The 9,907-nt window shown below is 60.8% G+C and carries 7 protein-coding genes; 1 reads left to right on the forward strand and 6 read right to left on the reverse strand.

Annotated elements, in window-relative coordinates:
* Positions 1–410: 410 nt before the first annotated feature.
* The 6 genes from GCN74_RS10450 to puuE all read right to left on the reverse strand — a co-directional run bounded on the left by GCN74_RS10450 (position 411) and on the right by puuE (position 9,235).
* Entirely contained in the window at positions 411–1,913 is a 1,503-nt protein-coding gene (locus GCN74_RS10450; protein WP_152256613.1) for an adenosine deaminase family protein, read from the reverse strand.
* A 43-nt stretch (positions 1,914–1,956) separates the two neighbouring features.
* On the reverse strand, positions 1,957–3,273 hold the full coding sequence (gene guaD / locus GCN74_RS10455; RefSeq protein WP_152256614.1) for a guanine deaminase: 1,317 nt from the start codon (positions 3,271–3,273) through the stop codon (positions 1,957–1,959).
* Positions 3,274–3,282: 9 nt separating this feature from the next.
* The gene (gene xdhC / locus GCN74_RS10460) at positions 3,283–4,350 is read right to left on the reverse strand and encodes a xanthine dehydrogenase accessory protein XdhC (RefSeq protein ID WP_152256615.1); all 1,068 of its coding nucleotides are present in this window, start codon (positions 4,348–4,350) and stop codon (positions 3,283–3,285) included.
* Between the two features lie 9 nt (positions 4,351–4,359).
* The gene (xdhB, locus tag GCN74_RS10465; RefSeq protein WP_152256616.1) at positions 4,360–6,705 is read right to left on the reverse strand and encodes a xanthine dehydrogenase molybdopterin binding subunit; all 2,346 of its coding nucleotides are present in this window, start codon (positions 6,703–6,705) and stop codon (positions 4,360–4,362) included.
* A 10-nt stretch (positions 6,706–6,715) separates the two neighbouring features.
* Complete coding sequence (gene xdhA / locus GCN74_RS10470) at positions 6,716–8,182, reverse strand: xanthine dehydrogenase small subunit (RefSeq protein WP_152256617.1); 1,467 nt, start codon at positions 8,180–8,182, stop codon at positions 6,716–6,718.
* 99 nt (positions 8,183–8,281) lie between these two features.
* Positions 8,282–9,235 (reverse strand): allantoinase PuuE, encoded by a 954-nt coding sequence (gene puuE / locus GCN74_RS10475; RefSeq protein WP_152256618.1) that lies wholly within the window; start codon positions 9,233–9,235, stop codon positions 8,282–8,284.
* 121 nt (positions 9,236–9,356) lie between these two features.
* Here puuE and uraH point away from each other — a divergent pair, with 121 nt between their 5' ends.
* On the forward strand, positions 9,357–9,710 hold the full coding sequence (gene uraH / locus GCN74_RS10480) for a hydroxyisourate hydrolase (protein WP_046685501.1): 354 nt from the start codon (positions 9,357–9,359) through the stop codon (positions 9,708–9,710).
* The last annotated feature ends 197 nt before the right edge of the window (positions 9,711–9,907 follow it).

A 9,907-nucleotide genomic window follows, 5' to 3' on the forward strand; every position in this document is an offset into this window, starting at 1 on the left:
CTGCATCTCACCTTTATTTACTGCAAATACCCATCTTCATACGATATCGCGCAGATGAATTGTGACTTTTTAATATCACCCTCATCCCACTATGCATCATCAAAAAATGGATGACAAATACGTTTTTTTTTACATATTTATATATTTAAAATATAAATAGCATAGGTAACGCGCTGGATTGATATCGTGCTGACAGCGTCCGGGCTTATGGCGCGAGATTATAAATGAGCAATATGTACTTGAAATTGATTCATCCAGGAAATTGGATAAAGTCGTGCATCTGCCGTTAATTGTGTCGCATGGCCGCCACAAAATTAACAACAAAACATCGCAGTGCTTTGAAAGGGAAAATTGAAAACGGCCGGAAGATCCGGCCGTCCTGAGAGTATCAGTTGTGAACGTCGCGCAACTTACGGTTTGCTGCCTTTAAGATCCCGGTCGGCGGCGGCAATGTCCGCTTCAAAGCGGGTGAAACGGGCATCGAGTGCTTTCAGCAAACGTTGCTTGTCCGCTTCCGCCAGGAAGGAGTACCGCAGGCTGTTGTACGACAGCTTTTTGATTTCCGCATAATCGGTCTTGTACTGGCTGGCAAACAGCACGTATTCATTCGACAGGGTATTGCGCGACACGCCCGCATCGTCGGTGGAGATCACGAAGGGCACGCCATACTTGCGGTACAGGGTAATCGGATGGGCCTGGCCCTTGATGCCAAGGATGTAATCATTGCTGGTCAGGTTCACTTCCACGGGAATGCCCCGTTCGCGCATCTTCTGCATGGTCGCCAGCGCATTGTGCTCGTACGCGATATCCATGCCATGGCCAATCCGGTTGGCGCCGGCCACGTCGACGGCTTCGGCAATATGGAAAGTCATGCCTTCCGGCGGCACCATGCCCAGCGCCAGTTCGCCCGCGTGCAGGGCGATTTTGACGTTCGGATATTTTGTTTTGAGGAACTTGAACATTTCCATGTGCAGGCTGTAGTCGCGCATGGACACATTCACGCTTTCCTGCCCCACGATATTCACGCCCACCAGCAGCGGATTCAGGCTGGCAGCCTTGAACGCGGCCACCATGGACGAGAACACTTGCGATGGCGACAAGAAACGCAGCACATACGCCTGGTAACGCATGGTGAAATTGGCGTCATCGATGCCGGCGCTGCTGGCGTTCACGTTGTCGTTGTAGGCCGTGATGCTTTTCTGGAAGCCGGCATCCTGCTCCAGGCTGCCCGTCCAGTTGGCCAGTACGGCTTGCAACGCTGCCGGCGTCAAGCCCGGGGCCAGCACCTGCTGGTCGAACTGCGCGTCCTGCACGAATGGCGACAGCTCGAAGATCGTTTCGATATAGCTCAGGTTTTCCGCGATGGCGCGCTGCTTCAGGGTTTTCAAGCCATCGGCCGTGTTGCTCGATGCGACGGGACCGAAGTAGCCGAAGGTATCGAAGAAGGTGCGGTCCGGTGGCGTCTGGATGGCGCCGTGGTTGTAGAAATCCTTGGTCGACCAGCGCTGCAGCAGTTCCGCATACAGGCCCGCATCGGCAAACACTTCCGTGGACGACAGGCATCCACGCTGCGCGGGCGGCTTGGCGCGCTCGGCCGCCACCACCTCCTTGTTACTTTCGATGCGATAGGTCGTCTTGTTGACGCAATAGTTTTCCTTGTCGACCCAGTCGAGGAATTGCTCGGCGTAAATGGCACCAGAGTAATGGTGATGCAGATCACCGCCCTTGGGCATCATGGAAAAGAACAGGCTCAACTCGGCTGTCTTTGGCTGCGCGCCCGCAACCAGGGCGGCAAAATGGCGCGCCGTGGCCGCTTCATTGGAAGACGGGGAGGCAACGGCCTTGGCGGCCTGCGCCGTTCCAGTCAATGCCAGCGCGGCGCCAAGCGCCAGGCCAGTGAGTTTATTGTGCATACGCGTTCTCGCTCAGGGTGGTTCGTGTGGAAAAACGGGTAGGTCAGCCCTGCTCACGCACATGCACGCACTGTCCGCCCGAATACGTGGCGGCCACGGCGCGGTCGTCGCCCAGCAAGGCAAAGGCAAACAGCAATTCTTCCAGGCTTTGACAGCCGGCCGTACGGCGCGCCAGCAGCGGCGTCGACTGTTTATCCAGCACGATGAAATCCGCTTCCGTGCCAGCTGTGAAATTACCCAGAGTGCCTTCCAGTTGCATGGCCCGCGCAGCGCCCAGCGTCGCCAGGTAAAACATGCGCAAGGCGGGCAGATAGCTGCCTTTCAAGCGTGCTACTTTATAGGCTTCGTTCATTGTTTGCAACATCGAGAACGAGGTGCCGCCCCCCACGTCCGTCGCCAGCGACAGCAATACTCTTGCCGCATCGGCCCGCTCGAAATCAAACAGGCCGCTGCCCAGGAACAGGTTTGATGTAGGACAAATGGCGGCCGCCGAAGACGTTTCCGCCATGCGCGCGCGGTCGCGCTCATCAAGCCAGATGCAGTGGCCAAACATGGCGCGCGGGCGCAGCATGCCGTACTGGTCATACACGTCGAGGTAGCTGCGCGCCTGCGGATGCAATTCGCGCACCCAGCGGCACTCATCCTCGTTCTCCGACACATGGGTTTGCAGATAGGTATCGGGATAGGCGCGCGCCAGCTCGCCCGCCAGGTGCATCTGTTCATTGCTGGACGTCGGCACGAAACGGGGCGTGATCGCATACAGCGAGCGGCCCCGCTTGTGCCAGCGCTGGATCAGCGCTTCGCTTTCGCGCGCGCCGGACTCGGCCGTGTCGCGCAGGAACTCGGGGCAATTGCGGTCCATCATGACCTTGCCCGCCACCATGCGCAAGCCGCGCGCCTCGCTGGCGCCAAAGAAGGCATCGACCGATTGCGGATGCACGCTGCCATACACCATGGCTGTCGTGGTGCCGCAGCGCAGCAGTTCATCGAGGAAAAACTCGGCCACGTCGCGCGCATGTTGAGGATTCTCAAACGCGCGTTCGGTAGGAAAGGTATACGTTTCCAGCCACGGCAGCAAACCCGAAGCGGGCGAGGCGATCATTTCCGTCTGCGGAAAATGCAGGTGGGTATCGATAAAACCTGGCACGATCAGCTTGCCCCGGTAATCGACGATATGCGTGCCGGGAGGCAAAGTCGCCTGCAGTTGCGCGTAATCGCCGGCGGCCACGACCTTGCCATCGGCCACGATCAGCAAACCATCGGCGTGCCAGGCGTGCGCCTCCTCGGTGAAAGCGGGATCGGCGTGGAAGTGCAGCAAGCTGGCACGGTAAGCTTGCAATGTGGCAGGAACAATCGGCATGACTTCTTTCTATAACGGATGAATGGCGGCGCGTTTCTTGCGCCGCGGTAGCGCGCTGGCAGGTACCAGCCGCAGCGGTGCGGCGAGGGCCGCCGCGGCGGCTTCCTCCCACACCATCAATAACTGACAGGCAACGGAGGCGGCAATCACGGCCGGTGCCTTGTTGCGGATGCCGGGCATGCCGATCGGACAGACCATGGCGGCAATGCGCTCGTCCGGCACGCCACGCGCCTGCAGGCGGTGCTCGAACTGCTTGCGTTTCGTTTGCGAACCGATCAGGCCAAACCAGCCCGCGTCCATGCGCTCCATGATGGCTTGCGTCAAACGCTGATCGAGCGCATGGCTATGCGTCATGACCAGATAGCTGCCGCCCGGCGGCGCCATGGCGACGAATTCTTCGGGTGTGTCGGTGGCGGCGATGCGCACATTATCCGGTAGTTGCGCGGGAAACATGTCTTCGCGCTCATCCACCCAGGTCACGTTGCAGGGCAAGTGGGCCAGTGCGCGCACGATGGCGGCGCCCACGTGGCCGGCGCCAAACAAGGTCAGGTGCGCGCGCGGTGCCAGGCAGGGATCGACCAGCCAGCGCCGCCCCTTGCCATCCTGCGCCACATGCGTACCGCGTTCGCGTGAAAACGTGTCGGGCGCCTGCGCCGCCGTTCCGGCAATCAGGCCGCCCGCCGCATCGAACAGCGCCGAGACGGGTTCGCCATCGAGCGCCGTCAAGCGCCAGCTGTCCTGCTGGCGCCGCTCGCGCAAGGCGTGCAGCACTGCCGCCAGCCTGGCGTCGACGGGCTCAAAAGCAAGATAGACGACGCCGCCGCAACATTGGCCCAGGCTGGGCCCCAGCGCAAAACGTTCGAACCGCGCTTGAGTGTCGCCCGTGACCAGCATGGTCTTGGCGATTTCCACGGCGCGCAATTCCAGGTGGCCGCCGCCGATGGTGTCAATTTGACCATCGAGACTGACGCGCATCTTCGCGCCCGCCTCGCGCGGCCCGGAACCTTCCACCAGGGCGACCGTCACCAGCACGCATGCCTGCGTGTCGTTCTCCATCGCTGTCAGCCAGTCGCTCATCGTCTGCTCCTAGACGGCCATGCCGGCCGCTTGCACGGCCATCACCGCCTTGAGGATTTCCTCGCTGGTCGCGGGCGCGTTCAGCGGTGGCTGCACGGCATGATGTCCCACGCTGGAAATGGCGTCGCGGATGGCAAAGAACACGGAAAACGGCAACAGCAGCGGCGGCTCGCCCACGGCTTTCGAACGGTGGATACTGTCTTCCACGTTGCGGTTCTGGAACAGCTTGACGCGAAAATCTTCGGGGCAATCGGAAATGCCGGGGATTTTATAGGTCGATGGCGCATGCGTCATCAGCTTGCCCGCCGCATTCCACCACAATTGCTCCGTCGTCAGCCAGCCCATGCCCTGGATAAATGCGCCCTCCACCTGCCCCAGATCAATCGCGGGATTGAGCGATTGTCCCGCGTCGTACAAGGCGTCCGCGCGCAGCAGTTTCCATTCGCCCGTCAGGGTATCGACCACCACTTCCGCCACGGCCGCGCCATACGCGTAATACGAAAACGGATGGCCCGTCATCGTCTTCGCGTCCCACGACAGGCCGGGTGTGGCATAGAAGCCGTCCGACCACAGTTGCACCCGCGCCAGATACGCTTTCTGCACCAGTTCGGCAAACGGCACGACGTGACTATTTACGTGGATATGGTTGTCGAAGAAGCGCACGTCAATCGCCACGCCGCCGTACAGTTTGACCGCGTAATCGGCCAGGCGTTCACGGATCTGGCGCGCCGCATCCTGCGCCGCCTTGCCGTTCAGGTCGGCGCCCGTGGACGCCGCCGTGGCCGACGTGTTCGCCACCTTGCTGGTGTCGGTGGCCGTGGCCCGCACCCGCTCCAGGTCCAGGCCCAGCTCATGCGCCACCACCTGCATGACCTTGGTATTGATGCCCTGCCCCATTTCCGTGCCGCCATGGTTGACGAGCACGGAACCATCCACGTACACGTGCACGAGAGCGCCGGCCTGGTTCAGATGCGTGACGTTGAAGGCGATGCCGAATTTCAACGGCGTGAATGCCAGCCCCTTCTTCAGGACCGGGCTGGCCTCGTTAAAGGCATCGATGGCGCGGCGGCGCGCCCGGTAGTCGCTGCTCTCTTCCAGTTCGGCAACGAGTTCATGGATCACGTTGTCGACGATCTTCTGGCCATACGGCGTGACGTTGCGTCCTTCCGCATCGTTGCGGCCATAGAAATTGAGCAGGCGGATATCGAGCGCATCGCGTTGCAAGTGACGGGCGATTTCATCGATCACATACTCGATGGCAATGGCGCCCTGCGGCCCGCCGAAACCCCGGAACGCCGTGTTCGACTGCGTATTCGTCTTGCCGCAGGCGGCGCGGATGTCCACGTCGGACAAATAATAGGTGTTGTCGAAGTGGCAGACGGCGCGCGTGGCGACGGGGCCGGACAGGTCGGCCGAATAGCCGGCGCGCGTGGTCATATCGACCTTGGCGGCAAGGATACGGCCCTCGTCGTCGTAGCCCACTTCGTACTCGTAGTAAAAACAGTGGCGCTTGCCCGTCACCAGCATGTCGTCGTCGCGGTCGGCACGCAGTTTCACGGGACGCTTCAGCTTGGCCGCCGCGATGGCCGAGGCCGCCGCCCACAGGGCCGACTGCGATTCCTTGCCGCCGAAACCGCCGCCCATGCGCCGGCATTCGACCGTGACGTTATGCGAATGCACGCCCAGCGCATGCGCCACCACGTGCTGCATCTCGCTCGGATGCTGGGTCGAACACAGCACCAGCATGCCTTGCGCTTCCTTCGGAATCGCGTAGGAAATCTGTCCTTCCAGGTAAAACTGTTCCTGGCCGCCCACATACAGCTGGCCCTTGACCACATGCGGCGCCTTCTCGAATGCCGCCTGGCAGTCGCCGCGCGCCAGGCGCATGGGCGGCAGCACATACGATTGCGCCGCCTTGGCCGCCTGCGGCGTCATGATCGCCGGCAATTCCTCGTACGACACTTGCGCCAGGCGGGCGGCGCGGCGCGCATGGTCATGCGTATCGGCCACCACGATGAAGAGGGGCTGGCCCACGTATTGCACCAGATCAAGTGCCAGGATGGGATCGTCGTGAATGATGGGACCGCAATCATTGGTGCCGGGAATGTCCTGCGCCGTATAGACGGCGACGACACCGCGGGCAGCGCGCACTGCGGATAAATCCATGGCCGTGATGCGCGCGTGCGGCTTTTGCGACAGGCCCAGCGCCGCATGCAAGGTGCCTTGCAGTTCCGCGATATCGTCCGTGTACGTGGCTTGCCCCAGCACATGCAATTGCGCCGATTCATGGGGGCTGGACTTGCCCACGGCGGCCCAGGCGGCCGCTTGCAATTCGGGCGTGGCAGGATGGTTCATGCTGGTCCTTTCAGGCGCGGCAAGCGTAGGCGTTGACGGCAGTGTGCAGCAATGGCGCACCGGGGCGTGTTTCCAGCCAGAAGCGGCGCAACAGGTTTTGCGCCGTCGTCATGCGGTAGGCAGTCGAGGCCCGCATGTCGGACAGCGGCGCGTAATCGTCGGCCAGCAAGCGCATGGCGATGGTCAGATTGTCTTCCGTCCACGCCTGTCCCCGTAAAAACGCTTCCGTCTGCGCCGCGCGCTGGGGCGTGGCCGCCATGCCGCCAAACGCAATGCGCGCATCGACGATGCGTTCGCCATCGAGCTCAAAGGCAAACGCGGCGCACACGGCCGAGATATCCTGGTCGAAACGCTTGGCCAGTTTATACGTACGGAAATGCACACCGGCACGCGGCAAGGGCACGCGCACGGCTTCGACAAACTCGCCGGGCAGCAAGTCTTTCTTCTGATAGCCGAGATAAAAGTCTTCCAGCGGCATGATCCGCTGGCCGCCCGCGCCGCGCAGCACGATCTCGCTGCCCAGCGCAATCAGCCACGGCATCGAGTCGCCGATGGGCGAACCATTGGCCACATTGCCGCCCAGGGTGCCGGCATTACGGATCGGCAAGGAAGCAAAGCGCTGCCACAGTTCCGACAACTCGTCGGGGTAATGCTGGCACAGCGCCCCGTAAGCATCGTTGAGGCTGGCGCCGGCGCCGATGTGCAGCTTGCCGTCGTCCACGGCGATGGATTTCAGGGCTGCTACGTTGCCGAGATAAATGATGTCGCCCAGGTCGCGCAGTTGCTTGGTGACCCACAGGCCCACGTCGGTGGAGCCGGCCAGCAGGCAGGCTTGCGGCTTTGCCGCGCGCAGCGCCACCAGTTCGTCGATGCTGCGCGGCGCGTGGAAGTACTGCCCCCCGTGTTCATAGGTGCTCGCGCTGTCGCGCTGCAGCGCCTGTAGTTGCTGCGCCAGGGCATCGCGGTCGAAGGTCACATGGGGCAATTCGCTCATGCGCCTGGCGGCATCGATGATGGGGCGGTAGCCCGTGCAGCGGCACAGATTGCCCGACAGCGTATCGTCGATTTCGCAGCGCGTGGGCGTCGCGCCGTTTTTCTTCAGGTACATGCCCCACAAGGACATGACGAAGCCGGGCGTGCAAAAACCGCACTGGGAACCGTGGCACTCGACCATCGCCTGCTGCACCGGATGCAGGGCGCCGTCGGGCTGCTGCAAGTCTTCCACGGAAAACAGGGCCTTGCCATCGAGGGTGGGCGTGAGCTGAATGCAGGCATTGACGGCCTTCATCTCGACCTGGCCATCCACCAGGCTGCCGATGACGACCGTGCAAGCGCCGCAATCGCCTTCGGCGCAGCCTTCCTTGGTGCCCGTGCAATGCAAATCCTCGCGCAGGTGCTGCAACACAGTCTGCGTAGGGGCGGCGTTGCGTACTTCCTGTACGGCACCACGGTAATAAAAGCGGATCGGTTCTGACATGCTGGCCTCGGTATAGTCCCAGTATAGGAGATTAACACCGGCATATGAGACAACTATATGCAAAGACTGATTTTACTTATCATCCCATATCAATAAAACTCAGACCTGGAACGGATGCGTCGCATGCCAGTGCTCGGCGATATCGATGCGGCGCGTAATCCATACGTGCTCATGGCCCTGCACGTAGTCGAGGAAGCGCGCCAGCGCCGCCGCCCGTCCCGGACGCCCCACCAGCCGGCAATGCAAGCCCACCGACAGCATCTTCGGCTGATTCAAGCCGTTCGGGTCGCCTTCCGCATACAGCACATCGAAGGCATCCTTCAAGTAATCGAAAAACTGCGTGCCGGAATTAAAGCCTTGCATGGCGGCAAAGCGCATATCGTTCGTGTCCAGGGTGTAGGGCACGATCAGTTGCGGCTGCACGGCCGGCATGCCGGCCGCATCCGTGTATGCCACCTTGTCCCAGAAGGGTAAATCATCGCCGTAATAATCGGCGTCGTAGCGGAAACCGCCATGCTCGACCACCAGTTTGCGCGTATTGGGCGAATCGCGCCCCGTGTACCAGCCTTGCGGCGCGGAACCCGTCAATTCGCGGATGATCTGCACGGCTTCGCGCATGTGTTCGCGTTCCGTCGCTTCATCCATGTTTTGATAGGAAATCCAGCGCAAGCCGTGGCAGGCGATTTCATGCCCCAGTTCCTGGAAGGCTGCCACGGCTTCCGGATTGCGCTTCAGGGCCATCGAAACGCCAAACACGGTCAGCGGCAGGCGCCGCTCCTCGAACATGCGCAGCAGGCGCCACAACCCGGCGCGCGAGCCGTATTCATAGATCGACTCCATGCTCAGATGGCGCGCAGGAAAAGCGGCCGCACCGATCATTTCCGATAAAAACGTTTCCGAGGCGGGATCGCCATGCAGCACGCTGTTTTCCGCCCCTTCCTCGTAATTGAGGACGAACTGCAGTGCGATGCGCGCCTTGCCCGGCCATTGCGGATGGGGTGGCGTGCGGCCATAGCCGATCAAGTCGCGTGGATAATGTTCGTAATTGTTCATGCGGAGGCGCGCCTATAGGAGGACAATGTTGGCTATATGCCCAATCATATAGCCCGGCGCAGTCGCCAGTATATGATTTGCACAATAAGCACGTTCACTCACCCTATATACAGGATAGCAAATGGGAAAACTCAGCACGCATGTACTCGATATCGCCCACGGCAAACCGGGAGCCGGCGTCAAGGTGGCCCTGTTTTCAGTCGCGCCGGAAGGCAAAGTGTTATTGAAGATGGATATGACCAATAGCGATGGGCGCTGCAGTACGCCATTGCTGGAAGGCGACAGCATGAAGGCAGGCCAGTACGAGTTGGTGTTCAACGCAGGCGACTATTTCGCCGCCCAGGGAGTGGAACTGCCTTCGCCCCGCTTCATCGACCTGGTCACCCTGGCCTTCGGCATTGCGCATACGGACGAGAACTACCACGTGCCGCTGGTGGTGTCGCCATGGTCGTATTCGACTTATCGCGGAAGTTAAGCGACGTTACATGACAAAGGCAGCGCGCAGCGCTGCTTTTTTTTACGCCTGTCTGCTGACAAAACAAAACCTCCAGACGAAAAAAAACCCCGCCATGGCTGGCGGGGTTTTTCTCTACTGCGAATAACAAGCCTGACGATAACCTACTTTCACACTGGTTGCAGCACTATCATCGGCGCAAAGTTGTTTCACGGTCC

Origin of the sequence: Janthinobacterium sp. FT14W, assembly GCF_009208755.1 — a bacterium.
Lineage (GTDB): Bacteria > Pseudomonadota > Gammaproteobacteria > Burkholderiales > Burkholderiaceae_D > Janthinobacterium > Janthinobacterium violaceinigrum.

Bases quoted from the DNA above. Each gene is read 5' to 3' on its own strand.
- uraH (WP_046685501.1), top strand. From the start codon at position 9,357: ATGGGAAAACTCAGCACGCATGTACTCGATATCGCCCACGGCAAACCG.
- guaD (WP_152256614.1), bottom strand. From the start codon at position 3,273: ATGCCGATTGTTCCTGCCACATTGCAAGCTTACCGTGCCAGCTTGCTG.
- xdhB (WP_152256616.1), bottom strand. From the start codon at position 6,705: ATGAACCATCCTGCCACGCCCGAATTGCAAGCGGCCGCCTGGGCCGCC.
- puuE (WP_152256618.1), bottom strand. From the start codon at position 9,235: ATGAACAATTACGAACATTATCCACGCGACTTGATCGGCTATGGCCGC.
- xdhA (WP_152256617.1), bottom strand. From the start codon at position 8,182: ATGTCAGAACCGATCCGCTTTTATTACCGTGGTGCCGTACAGGAAGTA.
- GCN74_RS10450 (WP_152256613.1), bottom strand. From the start codon at position 1,913: ATGCACAATAAACTCACTGGCCTGGCGCTTGGCGCCGCGCTGGCATTG.
- xdhC (WP_152256615.1), bottom strand. From the start codon at position 4,350: ATGAGCGACTGGCTGACAGCGATGGAGAACGACACGCAGGCATGCGTG.